Raw genomic sequence first — 25692 nt, 5'->3', positions numbered from 1 at the left:
AGCATGGCGAATATGTTTGCCTTGATCCTGGCAATAGCGACCTTGATAACCGGTATTATCTGGTGCGTGGATCGATTTAAACTGGCACCGGCACGCCGCTTGAAACAAGCGCAAGCCACGCTTGATACCGGCGTTCCGGTCGCTGGTAAAGCCGTGCCGAAAAAAGTCGGCCAGCCCGGCTGGATTGAAACCTGCGCTTCAATTTTTCCGGTATTGCTGGTGGTATTTGTAGTCCGCTCTTTTATTTATGAGCCGTTTCAAATCCCGTCGGGCTCAATGATGCCGACGCTATTGGTAGGGGATTTCATCCTGGTGGAAAAGTTCGCCTACGGGATCAAAAATCCCATTACCCAAGCCACGCTGATTCCCACCGGGCATCCGCAGCGCGGCGATGTGGTGGTATTCAAATATCCCCTTGACCCGACGCTGGACTATATCAAACGAGTGATTGGTCTGCCCGGCGACCGCGTCAGTTACGATCCGCTGTCAAAAACCGTGACGGTTCATCCGGGGTGCGGCAATAGTCCTACCTGCAACAGCGCATTGCCGGTGACCTATAGCGAAATGGCTCCCAGCGATTTTGTCCAGACCTTTGATTCCACCGGCAACGGCGAATCCTCCTCCGGCTTTTTGGAAGTGGCGCCGGACCAGTCGGTGGATGACGGTATCCGCCTGGCGCAGCGCATCGAGACCCTGGGCGACGTATCCCATCGTATCCTGACCGTTCCCGGCCAGCAGGATCAGATGAATCTCTATTACCAGCAGCGGATGGAGTGGGTGGTGCCCGACGGGGAGTATTTCATGATGGGCGATAATCGCGATGATAGCGCCGATAGCCGTTATTGGGGTTTTGTCCCGGAAAGAAATCTGGTGGGCAAGGCGACGGCGATTTGGATGAGTTTTGAAAAACAAGAAGGGAAATGGCCTACCGGCGTTCGTTTAAGACGTATCGGCGGTATTCATTAATCAAATCTCTTTTTAAGCGAAGCATTATCGCGCCACCCGTTGTAGAATATACATAATAGCTTTCAAGCTGCGGCCATCACGGCTGCGGCTTGAAAGATGAAGGTAGTATACCCAATAGCTTTCGAGTTGCAGCAAGGCGGCAAGGTTGTGAACCCGATGAGCTTACTTAGGTAAGTGATTCGGGTGAACAATTGTAGCCAACACAGCTGCGGCTTGAAAGATGAAGGTTATAAAGACTGGTTCCCGGTAAGGGAGCCACTGCAAACGAAACAGTTTTGGCGTGGCTTAGCTCAAGCAGACCTGTTCCGTATGCTGTAGTTATTTGACGCATGGTTGAGTTATTGGTAACGCATGAACCCCATCTTAATTAATAGGCTCCAGAAGAAACTGGGCTACACTTTTCAGCAGAACGAGCTCCTGTTACAGGCTTTGACACACCGAAGCGCCAGCAGCAAACATAATGAACGGCTGGAATTTCTTGGTGACTCAATATTAAGTTTTGTCATCGCCAATGCGCTGTATCTTCGTTTCCCGCGGGTAGACGAAGGCGATATGAGCCGCATGCGCGCGACGCTGGTGCGAGGCAATACCCTGGCGGAGATGGCCCGCGAGTTCGAACTGGGAGAGTGCCTGCGGCTGGGACCCGGAGAGTTGAAGAGCGGCGGGTTTCGTCGTGAATCCATTCTGGCCGATACCGTGGAGGCCCTGATCGGCGGGATTTTTCTCGATAGCGACATTCAGAATATCGAGCGTCTGATCCTTAACTGGTATCGCAGCCGCCTGGATGAAATCAGTCCCGGCGACAAGCAAAAGGACCCAAAGACCCGTCTGCAGGAGTATTTGCAGGGGCGTCATTTGCCGTTACCTACTTATCTGGTGGTTCAGGTTCGTGGCGAGGCGCATGATCAGGAATTTACTATTCACTGCCATGTCAGCGGCTTGTCGGAACCCGTGGTGGGTAACGGATCCAGCCGTCGTAAAGCCGAACAATCAGCCGCCGAGCAGGCGCTGAAAGAGCTGGAGCTTGAATGAGCGAAGAAATAACCTATTGCGGATTTGTGGCCATTGTCGGACGGCCCAACGTGGGCAAGTCCACCCTGCTGAACCAGTTTCTGGGGCAGAAGGTTTCCATTACCTCCCGTAAGCCGCAGACCACCCGCCACCGCATTATGGGTATCCATACCGAGGGGCCTTACCAGGCCATTTATGTGGATACTCCTGGGCTGCACATTGAAGAAAAGCGCGCCATCAACCGCTTGATGAACCGTGCCGCCAGCAGCTCCATGGGTGATGTGGAACTGGTTATTTTTGTGGTGGAAGGCACTCACTGGACCGATGATGACGAGATGGTGGTGAATAAGCTGCGCGATGTCCATTGCCCGGTGGTGCTGGCCATTAATAAAGTGGATAACGTCACCGACAAAAGCCGGCTGCTGCCCCATATGAATTTCCTCAGCCAGCAGCTGAATTTTCACGATGTGGTGCCCATTTGCGCCGAAACCGGGATGAATGTCGACACGCTGGCGGCTATTGTGCGCAAGTGCCTGCCCGAGGGCGTGCATCAGTTTCCCGAAGAGTACATTACCGATCGTTCGCAGCGTTTCATGGCCTCCGAGATTATCCGTGAAAAACTTATGCGCTACCTGGGCGAAGAATTGCCTTATTCGGTCACCGTGGAAATCGAGAGTTTTGTCACCAACGAACGGGGCGGTTTTGATATCCATGGCCTGATCCTGGTGGAGCGCGAAGGCCAGAAAAAAATGGTTATCGGCAACAAGGGCAGCAAGATCAAAACCATCGGTATCGAAGCCCGTCAGGATATGGAAACGATGTTCGAGAACAAAGTGCATCTCGAGCTCTGGGTTAAGGTGAAATCCGGCTGGGCCGATGACGAGCGGGCCTTGCGCAGTCTAGGTTACGGCGAAGTGCTCCGAGGGGATTGCGGATGGAGGCCGGGCAGCGCGCGTTTGTCCTGCATGGACGACCTTATAGCAAAACCAGCTTGCTGTTGTTTTTTTTTACCGAAAACGACGGGCGGGTGCGGATCCTGGCCAAAGGAGCGCGCTCCCGCCGCTCCGCCCTGAAAGGTGTTCTGCAACCCTTCACGCCGCTGCTTATCCGCTGGAGCGGACGGGGCGAAGTCAAAACCCTGCGCAATGCCGAGCCTGTCTCCCTGGGCCTGCCGTTAACCGGCCTGATGCTCTACAGCGGGTTGTATGCCAATGAGCTGCTGTCACGGGTAATGGCCTACGGTACCGACTACTCCTCCCTGTTCTTTGATTATCTGCAATGTTTGCAGTCACTTGCGGCCGCTACCGGATCCCCCGAGCCCACCCTAAGGCGATTTGAGCTGTCGCTGCTCCATCACCTGGGCTACGGCGTGGATTTCCTGCACTGTGCCGCTACCGGCCTGCCGGTGGATGATGATATGACTTACCGCTTCCGGGAAGAAAAAGGTTTTATAGCCAGCGTCGTCATCGACCACTACAGCTTTACCGGACGTGAGCTGCAGGCGCTGGCCGCCGGACATTTTCCAGATATGGAAACGCTGCGCGCCGCCAAACGGTTTACCCGCATGGCGCTTAAACCCTACCTGGGCGGTAAGCCTCTAAAAAGCCGTGAGCTTTTCGGCCAGTTCATGGTAAATAAAATCCCGCCCAAACCGTTGCCCGGCAACGGCACGCCCGGTTAAACTGGCCGGGGCCGTTTCGGTGCCGGGATAATCCACCGCGCTAAGCATAAACAGACTAGTGCGGACATATAGATGTAAATGATAGGTGTAGGCCGGCAGGTCTAGGCTGATAAGGTTAACTGAGTACAGAGGAATGCCATGTCCGGTTTGCTGTTAGGCGTGAACATTGATCATATTGCCACCTTGCGCAACGCGCGGGGCACGAATTACCCCGATCCGGTACAGGCGGCCTTTATCGCCGAGCAGGCGGGTGCGGATGGTATCACCGTTCATTTGCGCGAAGACCGCCGCCATATTACCGACCGCGATGTCCGTTTACTGCGCCAGACCATCCAGACCCGGATGAATCTGGAAATGGCGGTTACCAGCGAAATGATCGCCATTTCCTGTGAGTTGCGGCCGCATTTTTGCTGCCTGGTACCGGAAAAACGCCAGGAAGTGACCACCGAAGGCGGCCTTGACGTTGCCGGCCAAATCGACAAGATGAAAGATGCGGTGGCTCGTTTATCTGCGGCCGGCATTCAGGTGTCGTTATTTATTGATCCCGATGAAAAACAAATTGCGGCGGCGGCGGCGGTGGGTGCGCCTTATATCGAAATACACACCGGCGCATACGCCGATGCCGCTGATGAAGCCGCCCGGCTGGCGGAGTTCGAGCGTATACGCCTGGGGGCGGTGTTTGCCGAGCGCCAGGGACTCAAAGTCAACGCCGGTCATGGCCTGACCTACCAGAATGTCCAGCTCATCGCCGCGCTGCCGCAAATGCACGAACTGAATATTGGTCATTCCATCATCGGCCGCGGGGTGATGAGCGGTTTGGCCGAGGCGGTGTCCGAAATGAAGGGGCTGATGCTCAAGGCGCGCGCCTGATGACTATCCTTGGGATCGGCACCGATATCGTTGAAATCGAGCGTATCGAAGCGGTGGTGGCGCGCAGCGGCGACCGTTTTGCCCGCCGCATTCTTAGCGAGGCCGAATGGGCGCAATACCTTAAGCATAAGCGGCCCATCCGCTTTCTGGCCAAGCGCTTTGCGGTAAAGGAGGCGGCGGCGAAGGCGTTCGGCACCGGTATTCGCAACGGCCTGGCGTTTGCGCATTTTGAAGTAAACAACGACGTGTTGGGTAAGCCCGGTTTGACGCTGCATCTACAGGCCGCCGAGCTGGCGGCAAACCTGAAGGTGACGCAAATCCACGTGACGCTGGCGGATGAGCGCCATTATGCCTGCGCCACCGTCATCATCGAATATCAAGAAAGCCCACAGGCCTAACGGCTAATGCCGCCGCTTCAGTGGACGACGAGACGGTGGATAAACTACAATCGATCGCTGTGGTACATCACCACGAATTTTTCCCACAGCTGCTCGTTGCTTTCCAAAACGGCCGGGTCCGCAATGATGGTGTTATCAATAGGGCACACTTTCTGGCAGGTAGGCGTCTCGTAATGACCGACGCATTCAGTGCAGCGGTTCGGGTCGATTTCATAGATCTCAGGCCCCATGCTGATAGCCTGGTTCGGACACTCGGGCTCGCACATGTCGCAGTTAATACACTTCTTGGTAATCAATAAAGCCATATCACTTTTGCACCCATTAACGGCCGGGACTTGTTCAGCCGTATCATCCGCGCACATTACCACAAAGCCGGGCAAAGGCCAATAATGTCCTCTATTGCCGGGCCCGCATCCCGTGGCGCCCTTATGTGTCGAGATAAACGTCGTTCAGCGACTCGGCGTGATTTGAACAATCCCTATTATTTGGCAAAAACGCTATGCAGCTTATCGGGTTTAGCATATTCTGAATAAGCCGGTTTTTCACTGACCTCGCTCCCTTAATCGTTTCAAAATAAATTAGAAGTCGCAGAGTTATATACCAGTTCCACTAAAATATACCTGTTATAAATTAGTCATTGTTAGTATTGAAAAAATTGATTTAATATTAATAACCAATGGGGCTAATAATGAACTTGAATGATAAGGATATCTATCGACAAAATATCGGGATATATCATAATAAAGCTCATAAATATATGAGCGATAAGAAGCTGACAACCAGATTACATTATTTATCTAATCATCCAGGGGATGCCGCTGCGAATTGCCGGGCAAACCTGATGCTGCATATGCTGTTGTTGGTGACCAATGCGGCAGAGCCAATGGTATCTTCCCCCTCTGCCCGGCGAATGAAACAAGCGGCCTCGGGGAGTGGTCCTGCTGGTGTTTTCCGGTCGCCGCTAGGCATCGGAATCAAAAAAATATCGCTGCCCACGGTCAATGCGGCGGAAATAACGGCCAATTGCTGCATAAGAAATAATTTTCCGGTGTCTGCGGAATATTTATCGGCGGCCCGCCTTGGCTATGAAGGCCGGGACGATTTTATAACCGGGAAACCGCTGCGAGCATCACGGTGGGCTGATGATAAAAACCATGATAACCAGCCGGGCCGGGGCCGGGCCAGCATTGCCGGTACGTCGTCGAATGTAATGACGTTAATATCCACTGCCGCTATGTCGGCCATGAAGAGCCTCATGGAAAACAGCGTTTTCAAGATTAAAGCCTATATTGATAACGTAGCGTTATTTCCCTCCGCGTCCGCGGTTGAAGTACCACCTGCCCCGGTGGGCAATCATAGCCTTATCATTGCTCATACCGATAATCTCTATTATCCGAAAAAAAATGCCGCTGCAACATTACTTAAACAAAATGCGGCCATGTACGGTTTTTTAAATAATATTCCGATAAAGAATCAAGAGAATATCACGCTGGTTGCGGACCTGGTTCGGGACGTGTTGTCGTATATTGCGCTGGAGAAGAACCATATCCATGAGCTGGCCAGGGTATTATTGGCTTCAGTGGCCTATTATGGCGGCGGCGAAGGCGAGAATATTCCCGGCAATGTCGCAGGAATGGTCGTTCGCCGCTGGTTCCATATGAATGTATTAAACGATACATTTGAAAACTTTTCACCGGGCAGGTTTCAACCTACCACGACCTTGAAAAGTTATCATTATTATCGTTGGGGACTCGGTTGCACGGCGTTCTGGCGACATATTGGGGCAATCTTACCTCGCAAGACGGTGCGGCGGATAAATCACGGTGTACGGAAGAATTGTGGCATCGGATAATTATCCCCGAATTGCCGGTACTGGAATACTGGCAAGAAACCCCCTTTAATAATATCAGTATGACGAGCTTTGAGCTGGGGGGCATACAGGCCGGTTTGATTTTCGCACGCCAAAGCGACATGAATATAGGTAATATGAGTCGTGAAGAAGCCGCGGAATTGGGTGAATTTGTTCAATTGCAGGTTGAAGCCGGTCTGGCTCCCCCACAATGGCTTTTGTTTTATCAATTTCCCGCCTTGGTGAGGTTTATAGCATCACGGGAAGGACATTATCAAGAAGATGAATTTTATGCATCCGCTGTCCACGATGCTTTACAATATTATTTTAAGGAAAAAGAACTTTACTTACAAGCTAATAATCCTTTCACCGCGCTATCCGTGGCGATGGCAAACTACAAATCGCGAACAGCACTCGCTGAGGAGATTCTCAATAAATCTTGTTCCCAAGTTTCCGCCAGTGAGTATTTGTTAAAATTACTCCCGATTGCCCCTTTCCGCGATGCATTCTCTTGATAGCCCTTTAGCCATATCCTATATGAGCCACAATGCCGGAGCAACGAGTGCTCGCTTGCTATTCTTTATCCTGATGAGGCAAGTTACGTTAAATTGCCCAACATCGATGATGTTTTATCGCACAAAACAAAGCGATAACCGAAAAGTTCAGCGTGGTTGAACGTTTGTTGCTGGGGCTTGCCTGGAGTACCTATTTCCCTACTGACGATAATCACTGGCATGACGTTACCGTGGATAAATATTTGGCTTCTGAGCCCTTGATCAATCCGAAGTTTGGTTTCAAGTATTGCCAAACCCGGTGGTTTCGTGAGAGTCCCGGTTCCTATGCCTTTCCTGCCGACATTGCAAAGATTATTTTGCATCCTGAAACCGAGCTGTTTGTTATGAACCGTTTTTATCAGGATGTTTTGTATGCTCTGGCACGCAATAAAGAGGGTTATCGGATAATCTATCTCTCGCCATTACAGGAATATGCCTCATTAATGCCTGGCAACGGCAGGGTGTCTGTCTGTTTGCTGAAAACAAAAAAGATATTACCTTTTTCCCAGAATTTCGCGAAGTTGATAGACTCCTGGTTGCGGATCATGCCGCGCAAATGATGAATAAATTGTATGAAGCGGGTTATGATAAACATGTTCTGCTTATGGCAAAAGATTTTTCCTATCATTGATTCCCTTTATTCCTGTATTGACGGAATTGCCGAAGATGAAGTGGAAGAGACTGTTTTAGATTGCGCGCTGGATATTGTTTCACTGATACCGGTATTGGGCCAAATAAACCAGCTGATGGCAAAAGCGGCACGCTGCTTTTGAAAGGCCTGCATACGGCGGGGCGAAACGCGCTCACCATGGCGGCGGCACGTTATACCATGAAGGATATTGCTGCCAGGTCGGCACAGCTTTTACTTGTACATTCTCTTCAGCCTGCCTCGAAAATTATCTCACTCAATGAGATGATAGCGTTGGCAAAAGGTGCGGCTCGCTTTATGGATCCAGGCTTTGAAGTTATTTATTTTGTCGGTAAAAATCTTTTATCAGGCCATGTCAGTCAGTAAGCATATGGGAAAGAGCTTACCAAAATAAAAGCACTCTTTGAACGGACACTGGATACACCGTTGTTATTACCGCCATCGGCGCATTTTGATCCGATATTTATCATCACCGAGAAAGGCACGGGAAGAAAAATCGGTATTAAACGGCTTGAAGATCAAAAATACCGTGGTCGCGAGGTCTATGCCATGAGCAACCTGGAAACAGGCATCCTGTTTGGACCCAAGCTGTTTCTGAGCAAAAAAAATCATTTCAGGGCCATTCCGGTTAAATTCAGCGAAAAGCTGAAAATCATGGGCCATCAAGGACTGGGCGGGAAAGGAGGGCCCCGGGCCGCGGCTAAATGGCGTGGAGATTACATGGACGCCGCCGGCCATCCTGGCGCCGCCGGACATTCAGGCGCAGCGGATCCCGTTAATGCCGCCGGCCATTCCGGCGCGGCCGGTTCTTCAAATAACGCCGGTTCCGCCCTGCGCTCGATGTCAGCGCCCCTTTCCAATACGCTCACGTCCTTAAAGGACAAACGGTGGGAGTTCAATAAATATGGATTTTTTGTTGATATGAATGAAATCCGCACGCGAATAAACGGTAAAGCCACCTCGGTAATATACGATCTGTCGCGTAATGTGTTTTACCCGCGCAAGGACAAAACCAAGGTCGAGACGATAATCGAGTTTGTTCCTCAAGATAATTATATGATCAATCCTGACGGTAAACTGGAGAAAACAAACATACTTGAACCGGCTTTAGCGACGCCACAAGACCAATATGAGGGTATCAAGGCATTGGGAATCGATCTCCCGTGGAATAGTTCCCCCATAAAAATATTGGCGAACTTGAAAAAAAACATTCCGAGAAAAATTACGTCCATTTGGGTCGGAAAGAATGACATACCAGAAAATATTATCAAAAATCTGCAAAATAACGCCCGTATGGCAAAAGAGTTCCCACGTCCCTATGATTTTAAGCTCTATCTTTCCAGCGAAAATAATGATGCCTATGTTCGCAACCTGGCGCGGTTGAAGGAACTGGCGAAAGACGTAGTGGTCATCAATTTAGAATTCACCGATTATTATCATGCTTTTTCACAAACGAAAAATTTCGAGCATTATTCTGCCGCCATCGATGGTAACCGAGGCCGGGCGACCAACTTCGCTTCCGCCTGCGATGTCATTCGATTGGATCTGCTTAATCGACGGGAGGGCTTTATATGGATGTGGACGACACGCTTTTTCTTCCCCGGACTATTCGATTTCAGCACCAGCCCGGAGGGACTGATATTATCCACGCCGGTTTATCATAGTGCGTTAAATATTAGAGGAAAATACCCAAACAGTAATTGGGGCACCCATGCCAACAGTCCAACTTTAGACGCCATGTTGGATGAGAGCTATCGACGTTATATGTCTCATAAAGAATTCTATACCCACAGGCCTTCACTCGAAGATGCAGTTGCTTCCGCCCGCTATGCGTCAACGTTATCCTACCTCACTGGCCCGGATCTTTTTAACCATATCATCGATCAAAACCTGGCCAATGAGAAACAGACCAGGGAAGCGCTGAAGTTATTAAATTTGCCCATCGTAATGGACCGGTCGACCCATGCCAAGTTGGAAGAGTATTGGGATCTTGAAGTTTGCGCATTAAAAAATATTGTACAGGTTGGTAATGCGCATACCTGGCGGCACTCTCGCTAGGGCGAAGACGGAGGGAGAGCGTCGGTCTGTAGATATCCCAGAAATCGGAAAACACTCTCCCCAAGCTGGTCAAATGAGACTGCTGCCACAAACCAATGTGATTTATAAAGGATACTTTATGCAATTATCGTCAATAATGTTTCAAACTCACGATATCGGAAAATCCGACATCAATAACACTCTCTTTAATAATTTTTCAGATAAACAAAAAGAATATCATGTGAAAATAGCAGGCGGCTTTTTACACAAGCTGGCGCAGGTTGTTAACGAAGAAATCACTATCAATTCAACCTTTAATTTCGTTCCGGCCATGCCGGCAAAAGCACAGATGATATTCGCCTCAGCGGCTTTGTTATCCACCACCGCGCTTAATGGACCCGCTATTGCGCGTGGAAGTCGGCCGTTAGGGGCCGAATTTGCCGTCGTTCGGCATACGGCCGGCAGTTTTAATGCTCTGTCCGCCAGCATTATAGGAGCCTTTGCTAAGGTTTATAATTTTATTGGTAATATAAAGGATCCCATACGATTCCCTTTTGCTTCTGCCGCCGCGTTGCCGGAGGGTCACTTTTCCGCTGGATTTGGCATCGATAATTCTTCCAGTAATCACAATGGCGACAATGAAATTCTGGATGATAAAAATCGTTATATTGCCCAGTTGGTGGCCCAGCTGGGTAATGGCCATAGCGATGTCAAGTATACCGATCGGGCAGTTCTGGTAAAATCAGTCATAAAGGCCCTCACGGAAAATACCCTGTCGCAGGAAGAGGTTGCCCTTTTTATCCAGACGGCTACAGGTGGCTATGGGGTTAATCCCTTTGAAATGATGCCCCCGCCTATGGCTAAGACGATCATTGATACGTGGATAAGCGAGAATCTCTTCGGCGCCGCCATGGTTGATTTTATCACCGAAGCGATTCTTGATAGCCAGAAATCAGAGGGAAACAGGCTTGTATTTATCAAATTGAGGCTTGATAACGCTATTTATGCGTTTTTCTCCGGTGGGCGCGTCCTGGCCGGTAGTGACGTCAGGGACTATATCATACGACATATCATTGCGCCGGTGATCCCGTTGCTGGCAATCCCGCAGCTGTATAATATCAACGCCACGGATCCTGAATGGGCCAATAAACACGCCGGGGCGTCCTTTGCCCTGGCGGCGGGCAGCGATACGCAGGCATTAACGCCGCAGGACGCCGCCGTGCTGGGACGAATGATTTGCCTTCAACTGAATATAGGCGTTGTTCCTGACCATTGGTCAAATTTTTTCCTTATTCCCGCCCTGATTGACTATAGCGTCGATAACCCGGACGCGATGATGCAGGACCGGCGCACGGATGCATCCGCTCTGGAAAAAAGCGCCCTGGAAAAATTCTTCAATTCGCCGGCGCGACGCCGTGAGCAGGACAATCCATTAAACCGGTTTTCTGAACTCTTCGCATCATTCCAAACCCGGTTACAATTGGCACAAGCCAATCCGCAGTACCATACCCGCTTGCTGGATGAGAGATTTAAACAGCAGACCGACGATCTTGCCGACGCCTTTTATCAGGTGGACCGGCTGCTTATCGGCGACGTCCTAAGTCGTCTGCCGGAAGATGAATTCCGCTTTATCAGCACTTCACTCATTTCCCTGCCGACGTTTGCATTAATCAAACAGCATGAGACCCGTGCCCATGTGATGTTGCCGGCGTTGGCCTACGACCCGGATCGGGTGACCATCCTTCCCAATCCCGACGATGTCGATCTCATAGGCGCCGAGCGGGTAGGCGAGCGGCGTATTTATGCCTTGGTCAAAAAACAGCAGCAATATGAATTAATTCGCGTGGATTCAGATATCGCCCGCTATAAGCCACTGCTGGCGAAAGAGGATCGGCAACGGGTGCAGGCCGATTTCAGCCTGGAACTGACGGACCGGCCGGCCCCGGCTACTAATGTAGGAGAAACCGCCGATGAACATTTGATAAATACGCTCGCGCTAAAGCATAAAAATGCTTTGCGCCGGGCGCTGAACGACTACGGTAATATAAAAACGCCGGTGGAATCCCTTTTGGAATCGCTTTTTTCCATGCTGCCTTTATATTCCTGCTTGACCACGGGTGAAGAAGGGGAGAAAGGTGAAAAATTTTATCATTGCGCGACGGATACCTTATCGTTGGCGCCTTTGCTGAACGCAGGTGCCAAACTGGCGCTAAATAAAGGGGTGCAGTCCTTGCGTCTAGGCATGATTCCGGCGTTGAAATTGGCGGGCAGCGGGCAGGTCGCCTCACTGGCAAAGATGGCGGTACATACAGCGGATCCTTTGTTGAAACGGCTGCCATCGGCGTTGGGAAAAACGATCGTTGCCCAATCGTCACGCCTGGGGGAATATTTAGAGAATGTTATTCCTGGCATCAAGAATGCGCTGCGCAGAATGGGTAACGGTCAACACATGGAAAGATTGCCGCTGGAGTTCATTCCTGATAAGTCCATTACAATAGACGGCGCCAAAACGCGGGTGGAGTTTATCAAGCCCGGTGGAGATAAATACCTTGGCCGGGAGGTTTACCTGCGGCTTAATCCTGATAACACCGGCATCCTGAGCAATAAATATACCCTTTACCGTCACCAAATCGCTGTTATCCCGCCTCAAGAGGCAGTCCTGCTCGCCAATCCGATACGTTATCAGCGACGGCCTTTACAACCGGTTATGGCGATGAATGGCGCGCAGCCGATCGCCAGCACCTCGTCGGTTGTGCGCCGCCCGGTGCCCAACTACCCGCTGCCGAGCTTCAATTCCTTTATGCCGATGCGCAGGATAGCACCCTTGGTAGACGAGTACGTTTCCACACATATCGATAACGAGATAACCCGTGTATTCGGCGAAATCAAAACCGTTCGGGTGACCGGAACAGTTGAAACCCAATTAAGTAAAAGACATCCCTACCTCGCCGGCGCGCAGCTTTCGGTCAGCGTCCAGTTCAGCAACGTTTTTGATGATATAGGGAAAGTCAGTAATTTTTTAGAGCGTGCTAAAACGAACGCCTTGGAAAAAATGATGATTGATAGTTATTTTTCAAACGCTTTAACGGTGAAAGACCCTTTTATTGTTGGATTGGCGGTCAACAGGTTTCGAGGAATTATAGACGCGGCCATCAATCTCAAGAGGGAGGTGGTAAAAAACGTCCTTATCGTGTCCACGGTAAGGGAAAAGAATACGCTTGGTGTATACCAATCAGCGTTAGCCTCGCCCTCGGACCCCTTTTCCGGATATGAATTGCTGCCCCTTGAAGGTGAGATCTTGGGATTTTGTGTGCCGGGGGATGGTCGCAATCGTGTGGTTGTTATGGCCGACCGGTTGGTGCAGAGCTTGGACAAGCAGGAACATCTTGCCATAACCCTGATGCATGAAGTAACCCATTTAGCCTATCATACCGACGATATTTATTATCTTAGCGCCAAGAGTATCAAGGATTTATCGCCGGCAAAGCATGTTTCCGCGCTGCAAACTATGCTGGACCATGGCAACGTGATTAACTACAGTCAAATCGCGCCACAGATCAGGAGTCACTTGGGTTGGGAAAAAAACGATATGGTAAACATAGAAATGATCAACCAAGCCATTTCCCATGATCCTATGTTTGGGGCGGATATTATGACCAGGAATGCCGACAGCGTGGTTAAATTTATTATGGATATCGCTATAATGGAGCGTTCACGGATGACAAGGGATATAACGGGCCGGTCAAGGCGTGCTCCCCTGTATCAGGCGCTGCTGCACTTGACGATGAAATTGGCCATCGATGCTGTCGGCAACGTATCAGTTCCCGCGCCCCCAAACTCGGCGGCAGAGATATAGGTCTGGCTGGATTTATCCGTTGTCATTGCCTATTCAGCGAACTTATTGAGTTTTCTGACCAGTTCCTCGCTATGACGTATGCGTTGCGGCGCATTTTCCAGATCCCGCTGTACCAGCGCCATAAATAGCAGGTCGGTCAGCGAAAGCTGCGCCACGGTGGAGGATATGGCGCCGCTGCGCTGAGCTTTTTCCTCCGCGACGGTATATAAAGAAATATCGGCGTGCTGTTGCAGGCTATTGGGTGAAAAATGGGTAATGGCCATTACCCCCGCGCCGACCCGGTGCGCTTCCTGGGCCGCCAGATTGATTTCGCGGCGGGTGCCGCTATAGGAAATGGCCAGCAGTACATCCCGGGGTCCGAACGCCTGGACGATGGCCAGTAAGACGTGCATATCGGTTTGGGCCACCGCCGACATGCCAATCTTCATAAGTTTGTACGAGAAATCCCTGGCCACCAGTCCCGAGGCGCCGATGCCGACGATGACAATCCTGCCGGCGTTTTTCAGCAGGGCCACACCCGCTCGAAGCTTATCTTCGCTGTTGATGTCCAGCGTGGCCCGCAGGGCGGCGAGTTTTTCCGTCAGAAGTTTTTCTCCGACGGTTTTGATGGGATCGTCGCTGAGGATCTGGTTATGCACCGGGACGGATAAAGGGATATGTGCCGTGGCGAGCGCTTCGCTCAGGGCAAGTTTCAAGGCGGTGAAACCTTTGTACCCCAGTTTCTGGGCGAATTTCACCACTCCGGACTGGCTGACGCCGGCCTGCGCCGCCACCTGCTGCGAACTGAGATGTCTGGCCGCGTCGGTTTGAGCCAGTAAATAATCCGCAAGTTTGTGATCGTTAACCGACAGGCTGTGATAAATCTGGCGAATGCGGAGCAGGCTGCTCATAAATGTTTCCAATAGACCGATTAAAGTAAAACTGATGAATTCGAGGCGGGCGCGAGACCGGACTTCGCTCCACTGCCGGCCGGAAAGAGATGAACCCCTTTGTTAGCTCTCCTTCCAGTCTGAAATCCCTCGCCCGCCGGAATTAAATATTCAATAATAGTGTTTGTTATTTGAATTAAATATTCAATGGTGGCGTGATGAATTTAGGTACCCTGGTGTCGGAAACCCGCAACGCGGATTCCATGGATCTGGACAAGCTTACTACTCTGGACATGGTGCGCTTGTTTAATCAAGAGGATCGTAAAGTGCCGGAGGCGGTGGCGCGGGAACTGCCGGCCATCGCGGCGACGGTTGATCTGGCGGCGGCGGCGTTGATGGCAGGCGGCAGATTGATCTATCTGGGGGCGGGAACCAGCGGTCGCCTGGGGGTGTTGGATGCCGCCGAATGTCCGCCCACCTTCGGCGTGGCGCCGGAACGGGTCGTCGGCCTGATTGCCGGCGGTCCCGGCGCGTTACTGAAGGCGGTGGAAGGCGCCGAAGACAGTCTGACCCTGGCGGAAGAGGATTTAAAGGCGCTGGGTCTGACGGCCGCCGATATGGTGATCGGGCTGGCGGCATCGGGGCGCACGCCCTATGTCATCGGCGGGCTGCGTTATGCGCGCCGGCTGGGCTGCGCCACGGCGGCGATTTCCTGTAATCCCGATTCTCCCATCGCCCGCGAAGCCGCGGTGGCCATCTCCCCGGTCGTCGGACCGGAAGTGCTTACCGGTTCCACCCGCATGAAATCCGGCACCGCCCAAAAGCTGGTACTGAACATGATTTCCACCGGGGCGATGGTAAAACTGGGAAAAGTCTACCAAAATCTGATGGTGGATGTGAAAGCCACCAATATCAAGCTGGTGGATCGGGCATGTCGAATTGTCGCCGACGCTACGGGTGTCGAAATAACCGTGGCGAAAGCCGCCCTTGCGCAAACGGATTATGAGGTCAAACCGGCTATCCTGATGATACTGACCGGCGTCGATGCCGCTGGAGCGCAACGCGCGTTGGAACGACACCAGGGTTATTTGCGTCGAGCGCTGGATGACCCTGACTGAACCTGTATTCGCTTATTTTTTTAGGATTTTCGAGCCGGAGGACGTGTTTTGAGCCGCTCAGCAGCCTCGCGTGTTATTTTTTTCGATTTGGACGGCACCCTGCACCGGCAGGATATGTTCGGGTGTTTTTTGCGATATTTGCTCTGTCATTCGCCGTTTAATATTGTACTGGTATTGCCGGTATTACCCATCGTGGTTATCGGGCTGCTGTCAAAAGGGCGTTCGGCCCGCTGGCCGATGAGCCTGCTGTTATGGTCGATAACCTTCGGGCATAGCGAGGCGCGCCTGCTTGAGCTGCAAGACCGCTTTATCGCCTGGTTTCGCCGTCGCGTCACGGAATTTCCCATCGTGCTGCAACGGCTTAATGAGTATCTGGACAGCCAGGATACCGAAGTCTGGCTGATTACCGGCTCCCCCGAGCCCCTGGTGCGCGGGGTATACAGCGATGCGCTGTTTTGCCGCGGGTACGCCTGATCGGCAGCCGGATGAAGCGTCTTCATGGCGGCTGGGTATTGACCTTGCGCTGCCTGGGACATGAAAAGGTTGCCCAGCTGGAGCGTGAACTGGGCACGCCGCTCAAGCTCTTCAGCTGCTATAGCGATAGCCTGCATGACAGCCCGCTGCTTTATTTTTGCGAGTATCGCTGGCGCGTGACCCGCGAGGGGGACCTGAAGCAATTGGATTAACGGGCCGGCTTGCGGGTATATTTACGCGACGACTTTTTCCGGGATGGCGATGATGAACATTGAACAGGGAGATGAATTCTGGATGCGCCATGCCTTGCGGCTTGCCGAACGCGCCGAGGCCGAGGGCGAGGTGCCGGTGGGCGCGGTGCTGGTCTTGGGGGATCGGGTGATTGGCGAAGGCTGGAACCGGTCGATCGGCCGCCACGATCCCACCGCCCATGCGGAGATCATGGCCTTGCGACAGGGTGGGGCGGTGCTAGGCAACTACCGGCTGGTGGATACCGCTCTGTATGTCACCCTGGAGCCCTGCGTCATGTGCGCCGGCGCGATGATTCACGGACGGGTGGGGCGGCTGGTCTTCGGCGCACGTGATGAGAAAACCGGCGCGGCCGGCTCCCTGTGCGACATACTGCGCCATCCGGGGATGAATCATCTCGTGGACATTACCTCTGGGGTGCTGGAGCAAGAGTGTTCAAGCCGTCTCAGCGCGTTTTTTCGCGGCCGCCGGGCTGCGCATAAAGCGCGGCGCCAGGCGATGAAAGAACAGCCGCCCGCCGTCGGTTAAGGGGAGGCTTTGGCCAGAACGGGCGCCATGCCGGATGGAACGGCGGTCAAGCCGGAAAATTGGCTGGTAACGACCGGAAAGGAGCTTGGCGGCTGAGGGATGGTTTGCGCTGCTTGAAGGGTTTTTTCTTTCTCGGTTTCTTTGTCTTTTTCTTTATCTTTTTCCTGCAGATAGCCCACCAGGCTCATTTCGTAGCGGCGGATATTCTCCACATAATCATACGCCTGCTGGCCGCGGGCGTAACCGTAGGTAGTCTGCTGGTAATAACGGGGCTGGCTGAGCATGGGCAGGCGGAGTTTAACGTCCACCCAGCTGTCGGGATTGCCCTTCTGCTTGGCGGTGAGCGCGCGGGCGTCCAGCATATGGGCATATCCCATATTATAAGCGGTGAGCGCAAACCAGATTTTTTCATCTTCCGGTATGGTCTCGGGCACTTTCTGCATCATATGGGATAAATAGAGCGCCCCGCCGCGAATGCTCTGCTCCGCATCCTGCCGATCGTTGATGCCCAGGCTGTCGGCGGTGGCGCGGGTCAGCATCATCAGGCCTCGTACACCGGTGGGGGAGACGGCCAATGGGTCCCAATGGGACTCCTGGTAAGAAATGGCCGCCAGTAATTTCCAGTCAATTTCAGTGGCATACTGCTGGAACAGGGATTGCAACGCCGGTAAGGTCGCATCGATGGAGGAGAGGAAGGTTTTGGTGTCCACATAATCAAAACTGCCCACATGGCCGAGGTATTTTTCCTCCAGCCGGGCGATTATCCCTTCTTCATTCAGCCCGTGGTAAAAATCCAACAGCGCGGCCGACAGGTTATCGCTGTTTTTCTTTGGCAAATACCAGGTAACCGGCTCTTCGTCGCTGACATCAAACGCCACCGCCAATTGCGGATGGATGCGCTGCAGCAACCCGATGGTGGCGGAATCGGCCAGCGTATAATCGAGCTTGCCTTCCGCAACCTGCTCTAGTAACGCCTTGCTGCCCAGATCCGATGACACCTCCCACGCCAGTTGGGGGTATTTTTTTTCTTTCATGGCGCGCAGCAGTGAAATATGGGCCGACCCGGAAGTCACGGCCAGACGGCCCTGCAGCGCGCCGAGATTTTTCGGCCGGGGCTGCCCCAGGCGATACACCAGCTGCTGGGAAACATAATAATTGGCCGGGCCGGTGGCGTAACGCTGCAACCGTTCGTTATTGTAGATGAGGCCTGCGGCCAGCATATCGGCGTCGTCGTTATCCAAATCGTCGAACAGTTCATTGAGGGTGCCGCGCTGGCGGATAACCAGCTTTACTCCCAGATAATCGGCGAAGCGTTTCGCCAGTTCATAGTCGAAACCGGAGGGGTGGTGGTTGGTCGTGGTATAACTCAGCGGAGCATCGATGGTGCTGACGCGTAGCGTTCCTCTGGCTTTGATTTGACTGAGCACATCATCTTGCATCCCATGCCAAGGCACGTTGAACCAAAGTGCCCAGGTCAGCAATGCGGTGATGGCGCCAATCACGACATAATTTAATTTTAAGCGCTTCAAATAGTTATCTCTTGCCGGAGTGCAATCCCTACTGTCTCGAACGGCAAAATCGTTATCATTTTCTCCCTGGTGTCGGGGCATTTTGCGCAACAAAGCGCCACGGTGCAACAAAAAAGCTTAAAGACCATACGTTAATAAAGGTTATTCAGCGCGCAAGAATAACCGCGCAAACGGTTTCGTCCGCCGCCGGGATTCTCTATAATGGCGCGCGTTTCCCCCTGAAGTTGCGCCCCATGGCAAGCCGTACCCCGCATTGGCGGGCGGCGGTTCAAAGACGAGAGATCTTTATTATGGAAATACTGCGTGGTTCGCCCGCTCTGTCGGCATTTCGTATCAACAAACTGCTGGCCCGCTGCCAGGAAGCCCGGCTTCCGGTAAGCGATGCCTATGCTGAATATGTTCACTTTGCCGATTTGAGCGCGCCCCTCAATACCGACGAACACGCAAGATTGCAGCGGCTGTTGAAATACGGTCCTTCTCTCGCCGAACACGACCCCGAGGGGCGCCTGCTGCTGGTGACGCCGCGCCCCGGTACGCTTTCCCCCTGGTCGTCGAAAGCCACGGATATCGCCCATAACTGCGGTTTGCCGCAGGTAAAGCGTCTGGAGCGCGGACTGGCGTTTTATATCCAGGGCTCCACCCTCACCGAGGAACAGTGGCGCCAACTGGGGGCTCTGCTCCATGACCGGATGATGGAGACTGTGTTCGATAAATTTGAACAGGCGGCGGCGTTGTTCTCGCATCAGACGCCGGCGCCGGTAGGGGAAGTGGCTATGCTCGTCGAAGGCCGTCCCGCCCTGGAGCGTGCCAATCATCAACTGGGGCTGGCGTTGGCCGACGATGAAATAGACTATCTGCAGGAGGCGTTCACCCGTTTGGGGCGCAATCCCACCGACGTGGAACTCTATATGTTCGCCCAGGCTAATTCCGAGCACTGCCGCCATAAAATCTTCAATGCCGATTGGGTTATCGACGGCCATGCACAGCCAAAGTCGCTGTTCAAAATGATCAAGAATACCTTTGAACAGACGCCGGAGTTTGTCCTATCGGCCTACAAAGATAACGCGGCGGTCATGGAAGGTTCTTCGGTGGGACGATTTTTCGCCGACCCGCGGGACCAGCGCTACGATTTTCACCAGGAACCGGCGCATATTCTGATGAAAGTGGAGACCCATAACCATCCCACCGCTATCTCTCCCTGGCCCGGCGCCGCCACCGGTTCCGGCGGAGAAATCCGCGATGAGGGCGCCACCGGACGGGGTTCCAAGCCCAAGGCCGGCCTGACGGGGTTCTCGGTATCCAATTTGCGTATCCCCGGTTTCGAGCAGCCCTGGGAACAGGATTTCGGCAAGCCGGATCGCATTGTCTCCGCTCTGGATATCATGACCGACGGCCCGCTGGGGGGCGCTGCGTTTAACAATGAGTTCGGCCGTCCGGCCCTGACGGGATATTTCCGTACCTATGAAGAACAGGTCAGCAGCCATAACGGCGTCGAACTGCGGGGTTATCACAAGCCGATTATGCTGGCGGGGGGGATTGGCAACATTCGCGCCGGCCATGTGCAAAAAGGGGAAATTTCCATCGGCGCCAAGCTGATTGTCCTGGGCGGGCCGGCAATGAACATCGGCCTGGGCGGCGGGGCGGCTTCATCCATGGCGTCCGGGCAGTCTGATGCCGATCTGGATTTCGCCTCGGTGCAGCGGGACAATCCGGAAATGGAACGGCGCTGCCAGGAAGTCATCGATCGCTGCTGGCAGCGGGGTGACGACAATCCGATACTGTTTATTCATGACGTGGGGGCCGGCGGCCTGTCCAACGCCATGCCGGAGCTGGTGAGCGACGGCCGGCGCGGCGGACGTTTTCAACTGCGGGACATCCCCAACGATGAACCGGGCATGAGCCCGCTGGAGGTCTGGTGCAACGAATCCCAGGAGCGTTATGTGCTGGCGGTGGCGCCGGAGCGGCTCGGGGAGTTTGAGACTATTTGCCGCCGCGAGCGGGCGCCTTACGCGGTAATCGGTGAAGCCACCGAGGAAATGCACCTGAGTCTGGCGGACCGGCATTTCGACAACCAGCCCATCGACATGCCGCTGGATGTATTGCTGGGCAAAACCCCCAAAATGCTCCGTGATGTGACCCGGTTAACGGCGGCGGGCCAGCCGCTGGCCCGGGGCGGTATCCATCTGGCCGAGGCGGTCAAAAGGGTACTGCATTTGCCGGTGGTGGCTGAAAAAACTTTTTTGATTACCATCGGCGATCGCACGGTGACCGGCATGGTCTCGCGGGATCAGATGGTGGGTCCGTGGCAGGTCCCGGTGGCGGACTGCGCGGTTACCACCGCCAGTCTGGACAGCTATTACGGCGAAGCCATGTCCCTGGGCGAAAGGGCGCCGGTGGCATTGCTGAACTTCGCCGCCTCGGCCCGTCTGGCGGTGGGGGAAGCGATCACCAACATTGCGGCGACGCAGATTGGCGATATTAAACGGATCAAATTGTCCGCTAACTGGATGGCCGCCGCCGGCCATCCGGGTGAAGACGCCGGTTTATACGATGCGGTAAAAGCGGTGGGGGAAGAGCTTTGTCCGGCGCTGGGCCTGACCATTCCGGTGGGTAAAGACTCCATGTCGATGAAGACCCGCTGGCAGCAGGGGACGCAACAGCGGGAAGTCACCTCTCCCCTGTCTCTGGTGATTACCGCGTTTGCCCGGGTAGAGGATGTGCGCGGCACCGTCACGCCGCAGCTGCGCGCCGCCGGAGAAAACCGTCTGCTGCTCATTGACCTGGGGGCCGGCCATCAGGCGCTGGGCGCCACCGCTCTGGCCCAGGTGTACCGCCAACTGGGGGACGAGACCGCCGATGTGCGCGATGCCCCGCAGCTGGCCGGTTTCTATCGTGCCGTGCAGGAGCTGGTGGCGCAGCGGCGTCTGCTGGCTTACCACGATCGCTCCGACGGCGGTCTGCTGGTGACCCTGCTGGAAATGGCGTTCGCCGGCCACTGCGGCCTGGATATCGATATCGCCGCCCTGGGCCAGGACCGGCTGGCGGCGCTGTTTAACGAAGAGCTGGGGGCGGTGATTCAGGTTGCCGCCGAAGACAGCGAACTGGTGGCGGAAGTCTTTGCCCGGCACGGCCTGCAGGATTGCCTGTTCACTCTGGGCCGCGCCATAGCCGGCGACGGCGTGATTATCCGTGCCGGCAACAGTACGGTATACAGTGAAAGCCGCACCACCCTGCGTACCTGGTGGGCGGAAACCACCTGGCAGATGCAGCGCTTGCGAGATAATCCCGACTGCGCCGATCAGGAGCACGCCGCGAAACAAGACGACAGCGATCCGGGCCTGAACGTCAAGCTGACCTTCGACCCCGCCGAGGATGTGGCGGCCCCCTTTATTGCCAAAGGCGCGCGTCCCAAGGTGGCGGTGCTGCGGGAGCAGGGCGTCAATTCCCACGTGGAAATGGCGGCGGCGTTTTATCGCGCCGGTTTTGACGCCGTGGACGTGCATATGAGCGATCTGCTGTCGGGGGATCGGGATTTGCAGGAATTCCAGGCGCTGGTGGCCTGCGGCGGATTCTCTTACGGCGATGTGCTGGGGGCCGGTGAAGGCTGGGCCAAATCCATCCTGTTCAACCCGCGGGTGCGCGATGACTTCGCCGCCTTCTTTAATCGTCCGCAAACTCTAGCGCTGGGCGTCTGCAACGGTTGCCAGATGATGTCCAACCTGCGGGAACTTATTCCCGGCGCCGAGCTGTGGCCGCGTTTTGTGCGCAATAAATCAGAACGCTTCGAAGCCCGCTTCAGTCTGGTGGAGGTGACGCAAAGCCCGTCGCTTCTGCTGCATGGCATGGCAGGCTCGCGTCTGCCCATAGCGGTTTCCCATGGGGAAGGGCTGGTGGAGGTGCGGGATTCGTCTCATTTGGCGGCGTTGGAAAGCGCCGGCCTGGTGGCGCTGCGTTTTGTGGATAATTCGGGGCATGCCACCGAGGCCTATCCGTCCAATCCAAACGGTTCGGCCAACGGCATCACGGCGGTGTCCAGCGCCGGCGGGCGGGTGACCATTACCATGCCGCATCCGGAACGGGTCTTTAGGACCGTAAGCAACTCCTGGCATCCGCAAGAGTGGGGAGAAGACGGACCCTGGATGAGGATTTTCCGCAATGCCAGAAAACAGTTAGGTTAAGCGGTTATGGCGACTCGCTGTACCAGTGTCGCTTTTTACCCGTTTCTCGGAATTATCTGTCTCTAAAAGGAGACAGATAACCAATTGTTTTTTATGATTAATTTTTTTTCATCTGCTTTGTGTCTCCGTTGAGCGACAGAACATCGGCACTATCCCGCGGCGGCTGATGCCTATACACATACCGAGGGAATATTAAGTATATTTTTCAATCACTTAATAAATACTTTTATTTCTGGCACGATAGCTGCATAATACTGTCCAGTTGCTCATTCACCTCGATATGCCGCCGCTGCTCTCCAAGAGCAGAGATTGCTACATAACTACCGAATGACGCCAAAGAACGGTGCCTATCGTCCAACATACCGATAATTGTCTTACGACTTTATCAAACATCGGGCGACACGTTGAGTGAGGCACCCCCTATTCTGAAAAAAACACTTGCCGTAAGGCGGGTGTTTTTTTTTGCCTGGCGTTGAAGCCCATGCGTGATTTAGCGGCGGCGGCCATGTTTTATGTTTGCCGATGAGACCCCTGCGTGGTTTAACGCCGGCGCCGATGATTTTGTGCTTTCGTCATGGCCGCGAGTCGGATAGCATCGGCAGGGTTACCGGACGGTAATCACAGGATGATTTCTTTGAAAAAGTGGCGTCTGTTTCCCCGATCCCTAAGACAGCTGGTTATCCTCGCCTTCACGCTGGTGCTGCTGCCTTTGCTGTTGCTGGCCTATCAGGCCTGGAAAAGCCTGGACCATCTGAGCGAGCAGGCGGCGGATATCAATCGCAGCACCCTGGTGGATGCCCGGCGCACCGAGTCCATGAGCAGCGTGGCGCTGGAAATGGAGCGCAGCTATCGCCAATATTGCGTTCTGGATGACCAGACGCTGGTGACGCTGTATCAAAACCAGCTTAATCAATACGGCCAGATTCTGGCTGCGCATGGCGGCATGCCCTCCGATCCGCGCTATGTTCAGAGGCTGCGTGACTTGCTTGCTCAATTACAGCATCTTGAATGCGAAAACAGCGGGCCGAGTAAAGCGGCCTCCGACCAGCTCAGGGATTTTTCCCATGCCAACAGCGACATGGTGCAGGCCACCCGCACCAGTATTTTCGCCCGCGGCCAGCAGTTGCAAATGGCCATCGCCGAACGCGGGCGTTTTTTCGGCTGGCAGGCGCTGCTGCTCTTTTTGTTCAGCCTGATGCTGGTCATGCTGTTTACCCGGATGATTATCGGTCCGGTGAAAATGGTGGAAAAGATGATTAACCGGCTGGGGGAAGGGCGGTCGCTGGACGGCGGCGTTTCATTTAGCGGGCCGCGTGAAATCCAGTCGCTGGCGCAGCGGATCCTTTGGCTTAACGAACGGCTGTCGTGGCTTGAATCCCAGCGCCATGAATTTTTGCGGCATATCTCCCATGAATTGAAAACGCCGTTGGCAAGTCTGAGGGAAGGCGCCGCCCTGCTGGCGGATGAAATCGCCGGGCCGCTCACGTCCGATCAACGGGACGTGGTGGCGATTCTCGACAGCAGCAGTCGCCACCTGCAACAGTTAATCGAGCAATTGCTGGATTACAACCGCAAGCTGGCCGACAGCCCGGCCGACTTCGCCGATATCCACCTGCGCGACATGATCGATTCCGTCGTTGCCGCCCACAGCCTGCCGGCCCGCGCCAAAGGCATTCATACCCTGGTGGAACTGGAATGCGAACATTGCCGGGCGCAGCCGCTGTTATTAATGCGGGTACTTGATAATCTCTATTCCAATGCGGTGTACTATGGACAGGAATCCGGTAACATCTGGATCCGCAGCCGGCAGGCGGGGCAACGGCTCTGCCTGGAACTGGCCAATAGCGGCGAGCCGATCCCGGCCGCGGAGCGGAGCATGATTTGTCGAGCCGTTCTATCAAGGCCGCGTACAGCGCAAAGGCGCGGTAAAAGGCAGCGGACTCGGGTTGAGCATTGCACGGGATTGTATACGCCGCATGAACGGCGAACTGAATCTAGTAACGGTGGATTACGCCGGTGTTTGCTTTCGTATCGAATTACCCCTAACCGCCGAGAACGCATAATAATGAATTTACGGTTTTCACCGGCGAACCATGGGTTTGCCGTCAGTATTAAAAGTCTGTTGAGCCTTCGCTGGCCCGCCGGCAATCCCCTGGCGATGTTGGGACCGCTATTGATGCTGCCGTCGCTATTGACCGGTTGCGTAGGCAATGCCGACAGCCGGCACTCTTCGACGCCGTTGTCTATGGTACGCCAAAACGCGGTCCCCGGACGAAATGCCGCCGAATGCGGCCAGATTTGGCAAACTCGGGGGGAGGGCGACCTCCAGGACGCCACCTATTGGCTGCGCGCCATGGAGTGCGCCGAGCGCATGACCCCGTCGCAGGCGCGGCTCGAGGCTGAAAATCAGGGGGGCGATACCTGGGACGACGCGTTTCGGGAAAGCCTTCTGCTGAATGCCGCCAATATGTCCGTGACCGAACGGCGCCAGACCTATCAGCGCCTGTTGAGCTTTCGCTCCCAGTTCCCCCCGTCGGTATATCCCATCTTTAAAATGTGGCGCCAGCAGCAAGCGCTGCGCCTGATTCTGGCGGACGAGCGCAGCAGTCACCAGCGGCAACTGGAGGCCGACGCGGCGCAAATCGAGCAAATGCGCCAGCAGCAGGCGGAATTGCAAAGTAAACTGGATATAACCACCCGCAAGCTGGAAAATCTGACGGAAATAGAACGGCGCCTGTCGGCCCGTAAACAGGGCATATCAGACAGCGGCGACAATGATGCCGGCGACGGGGGAGCATCCGATGCCCCGGCATCGGGCGCCGGTGCGGCCGCCGGCGATAAGACGGCACCGGCCGTGAAGCAATGAAGCGAAGGAA

At 54.2% G+C, this 25692-nt stretch carries 18 protein-coding genes and 2 pseudogenes; 17 read left to right on the top strand and 3 right to left on the bottom strand.

Features of this window, described 5'->3' with window-relative positions:
* Window positions 1-3 precede the first annotated feature (3 nt).
* The 6 genes and pseudogenes from lepB (at window position 4) to acpS (ending at window position 4926) form a co-directional block, all read left to right on the top strand.
* Window positions 4-966, top strand: a complete 963-nt coding sequence (lepB, locus tag GTU79_RS20985) for a signal peptidase I (protein WP_203524607.1) — start codon at window positions 4-6, stop codon at window positions 964-966.
* Window positions 967-1317: 351 nt separating this feature from the next.
* Entirely contained in the window at window positions 1318-1998 is a 681-nt protein-coding gene (gene rnc, locus GTU79_RS20980; RefSeq protein WP_132926557.1) for a ribonuclease III, read from the top strand.
* Window positions 1995-2900: pseudogene (gene era / locus GTU79_RS20975) on the top strand (GTPase Era); the annotation flags it as partial. The gene rnc and the pseudogene era, both read left to right, overlap by 4 nt.
* Window positions 2901-2911: 11 nt before the next feature.
* Window positions 2912-3658: a DNA repair protein RecO gene (recO, locus tag GTU79_RS20970; protein ID WP_214513335.1), complete on the top strand. Its 747-nt coding sequence runs from the start codon at window positions 2912-2914 to the stop codon at window positions 3656-3658.
* A gap of 138 nt (window positions 3659-3796) precedes the next feature.
* Window positions 3797-4528 (top strand): pyridoxine 5'-phosphate synthase, encoded by a 732-nt coding sequence (pdxJ, locus tag GTU79_RS20965; RefSeq protein WP_214513334.1) that lies wholly within the window; start codon window positions 3797-3799, stop codon window positions 4526-4528.
* Entirely contained in the window at window positions 4528-4926 is a 399-nt protein-coding gene (gene acpS, locus GTU79_RS20960; RefSeq protein ID WP_203524604.1) for a holo-ACP synthase, read from the top strand. Before pdxJ ends, acpS begins: the two co-directional genes overlap by 1 nt.
* A 44-nt stretch (window positions 4927-4970) precedes the next feature.
* On the opposite strand, the gene GTU79_RS20955 is transcribed toward acpS, so the two are convergent.
* Window positions 4971-5231: a YfhL family 4Fe-4S dicluster ferredoxin gene (locus tag GTU79_RS20955; RefSeq protein WP_203524603.1), complete on the bottom strand. Its 261-nt coding sequence runs from the start codon at window positions 5229-5231 to the stop codon at window positions 4971-4973.
* A 383-nt stretch (window positions 5232-5614) separates the two neighbouring features.
* Between GTU79_RS20955 and GTU79_RS20950 the strand changes: the two genes are divergently transcribed.
* The 6 genes from GTU79_RS20950 (at window position 5615) to GTU79_RS20925 (ending at window position 13871) form a co-directional block, all read left to right on the top strand.
* Window positions 5615-6778, top strand: coding sequence for a hypothetical protein (locus GTU79_RS20950; RefSeq protein ID WP_214513333.1), 1164 nt, complete (start codon window positions 5615-5617; stop codon window positions 6776-6778).
* Window positions 6682-7290 carry a hypothetical protein gene (locus tag GTU79_RS20945; protein WP_214513332.1) on the top strand — a complete coding sequence of 203 codons (609 nt, stop codon included), beginning with the start codon at window positions 6682-6684 and terminating at the stop codon, window positions 7288-7290. The genes GTU79_RS20950 and GTU79_RS20945 overlap by 97 nt, the downstream gene beginning before the upstream one ends.
* A gap of 152 nt (window positions 7291-7442) precedes the next feature.
* The gene (locus GTU79_RS20940) at window positions 7443-7889 is read left to right on the top strand and encodes a hypothetical protein (protein ID WP_214513331.1); all 447 of its coding nucleotides are present in this window, start codon (window positions 7443-7445) and stop codon (window positions 7887-7889) included.
* A gap of 131 nt (window positions 7890-8020) precedes the next feature.
* Complete coding sequence (locus tag GTU79_RS20935) at window positions 8021-8344, top strand: hypothetical protein (RefSeq protein ID WP_214513330.1); 324 nt, start codon at window positions 8021-8023, stop codon at window positions 8342-8344.
* A gap of 60 nt (window positions 8345-8404) precedes the next feature.
* Entirely contained in the window at window positions 8405-10036 is a 1632-nt protein-coding gene (locus tag GTU79_RS20930; protein ID WP_214513329.1) for a collagen-like triple helix repeat-containing protein, read from the top strand.
* A gap of 118 nt (window positions 10037-10154) precedes the next feature.
* Window positions 10155-13871 carry a hypothetical protein gene (locus GTU79_RS20925; RefSeq protein WP_214513328.1) on the top strand — a complete coding sequence of 1239 codons (3717 nt, stop codon included), beginning with the start codon at window positions 10155-10157 and terminating at the stop codon, window positions 13869-13871.
* A 29-nt stretch (window positions 13872-13900) separates the two neighbouring features.
* On the opposite strand, the gene GTU79_RS20920 is transcribed toward GTU79_RS20925, so the two are convergent.
* Window positions 13901-14761 (bottom strand): MurR/RpiR family transcriptional regulator, encoded by an 861-nt coding sequence (locus GTU79_RS20920; RefSeq protein WP_203524599.1) that lies wholly within the window; start codon window positions 14759-14761, stop codon window positions 13901-13903.
* A gap of 197 nt (window positions 14762-14958) precedes the next feature.
* Here GTU79_RS20920 and murQ point away from each other — a divergent pair, with 197 nt between their 5' ends.
* The 3 genes and pseudogenes from murQ to tadA all read left to right on the top strand — a co-directional run bounded on the left by murQ (window position 14959) and on the right by tadA (window position 17109).
* Window positions 14959-15858, top strand: a complete 900-nt coding sequence (gene murQ, locus GTU79_RS20915) for an N-acetylmuramic acid 6-phosphate etherase (protein WP_203524598.1) — start codon at window positions 14959-14961, stop codon at window positions 15856-15858.
* 48 nt (window positions 15859-15906) lie between these two features.
* Window positions 15907-16544, top strand: a pseudogene (gene yfhb / locus GTU79_RS20910) (phosphatidylglycerophosphatase C).
* 49 nt (window positions 16545-16593) lie between these two features.
* The gene (gene tadA / locus GTU79_RS20905) at window positions 16594-17109 is read left to right on the top strand and encodes a tRNA adenosine(34) deaminase TadA (RefSeq protein WP_203524597.1); all 516 of its coding nucleotides are present in this window, start codon (window positions 16594-16596) and stop codon (window positions 17107-17109) included.
* On the opposite strand, the gene mltF is transcribed toward tadA, so the two are convergent.
* Window positions 17106-18638, bottom strand: a complete 1533-nt coding sequence (gene mltF, locus GTU79_RS20900) for a membrane-bound lytic murein transglycosylase MltF (RefSeq protein ID WP_253073387.1) — start codon at window positions 18636-18638, stop codon at window positions 17106-17108. The two genes, tadA and mltF, sit on opposite strands and share 4 nt — an antisense overlap.
* A 287-nt stretch (window positions 18639-18925) precedes the next feature.
* Here mltF and purL point away from each other — a divergent pair, with 287 nt between their 5' ends.
* Together purL and GTU79_RS31875 are read left to right on the top strand one after the other, a co-directional pair.
* Window positions 18926-22816 carry a phosphoribosylformylglycinamidine synthase gene (gene purL / locus GTU79_RS20895; protein ID WP_203524766.1) on the top strand — a complete coding sequence of 1297 codons (3891 nt, stop codon included), beginning with the start codon at window positions 18926-18928 and terminating at the stop codon, window positions 22814-22816.
* Between the two features lie 634 nt (window positions 22817-23450).
* Entirely contained in the window at window positions 23451-25682 is a 2232-nt protein-coding gene (locus GTU79_RS31875) for a histidine kinase dimerization/phospho-acceptor domain-containing protein (RefSeq protein WP_476749679.1), read from the top strand.
* The last annotated feature ends 10 nt before the right edge of the window (window positions 25683-25692 follow it).

It is taken from the genome of Sodalis ligni (genome assembly GCF_016865525.2).
Lineage (GTDB): Bacteria > Pseudomonadota > Gammaproteobacteria > Enterobacterales > Enterobacteriaceae > Acerihabitans > Acerihabitans ligni.
Note: the sequence above shows the minus strand (reverse complement) of the source record. Positions and strands in the feature narration are given on the sequence as shown.